Origin of the sequence: Bacteriovorax sp. DB6_IX (assembly GCF_000447775.1) — a bacterium.
Taxonomy (GTDB): domain Bacteria; phylum Bdellovibrionota; class Bacteriovoracia; order Bacteriovoracales; family Bacteriovoracaceae; genus Halobacteriovorax_A.
In genome coordinates this window covers 1-300 of the sequence record NZ_AUNJ01000079.1, presented here as the reverse complement: position 1 = coordinate 300, position 300 = coordinate 1, and the positions used below count along the sequence as shown (strand labels likewise).

Annotated in this window: 1 protein-coding gene; it reads left to right on the top strand. The window is 33.7% G+C overall.

Features of this window, described 5'->3' with window-relative positions:
* Positions 1-300: hypothetical protein (locus M901_RS02550; protein ID WP_034719793.1), on the top strand; the 300-nt coding region annotated here is incomplete at both ends.

The following is a 300-nucleotide window of genomic DNA, read 5'->3' as shown; positions in this document are numbered from 1 at the left end:
TAATAAGAAGAGTCTAAAGAAGAATCTAGAGTGGAAAAAGAAATTTCAAAAACAAGTACTTTTCAATATCTTCTTTAGTGAGGCCATCGCTACGAGTGGACTAAAACCGTGTTTCTTTGGAACATGGGAATCAGTTATTGAGTATGGAAAATGTCAGCATCCCGGAGTTAATCCAAACTCAGGTTATAAATCGAGTTGTGGAAGTGGAAAGTTTCAATGTAACCCAACTTTCTTTGGTGAAGGTATTTGTGTTGATGTTGATTCTCAATATAGTAATTTAGCAAATTCTTGTTTTAAAAA